Below are 347 nucleotides of genomic sequence, written 5' to 3' on the forward strand. Positions count from 1 at the left end.
TTCCCGGTTGCTCTGGGCAAAAAACAGTTCGTGGCCGGCGGTTTCTGCGATCCCGCGGCAACGGGACTCGATGTCAGCGAGCGTTTCATAGCCGTAGATTTCCGGCTGGCGCTGGCCGAGCAGATTGAGGTTCGGGCCGTTGAGGATGGTGAAAAGACTCATGCCACCCCCTCCGCCATGCACAGCTCGGTGAAATGTGCGGTCATGCGCGCAGCGTCCGGCTCGCGGCCGCAGAAGAGGCGGAATGCGCCAACGGCCTGAAACACCGTCATGCCGCCGCCGGGCAGGGTGCGACAGCCCTTTTTCGCCGCCGTCGCCAGCAACTCGGTCACGAGCGGCATGTAGAC

General features: G+C 64.0%; 1 protein-coding gene and 1 pseudogene. Both read right to left on the reverse strand.

Annotated elements, in window-relative coordinates; genetic code table 11:
* Positions 1-162, reverse strand: a 162-nt coding sequence (locus EN804_RS35425) for a type II 3-dehydroquinate dehydratase (RefSeq protein ID WP_135922360.1), incomplete at its 3' end; no start/stop codon positions are given.
* Positions 159-347 (reverse strand): annotated as a pseudogene (locus EN804_RS35430) (shikimate dehydrogenase); the annotation flags it as partial. The pseudogene EN804_RS35430 and the gene EN804_RS35425, both read right to left, overlap by 4 nt.

The sequence above is a fragment of the Mesorhizobium sp. M8A.F.Ca.ET.161.01.1.1 genome, assembly GCF_004792105.1.
Taxonomy (GTDB): domain Bacteria; phylum Pseudomonadota; class Alphaproteobacteria; order Rhizobiales; family Rhizobiaceae; genus Mesorhizobium.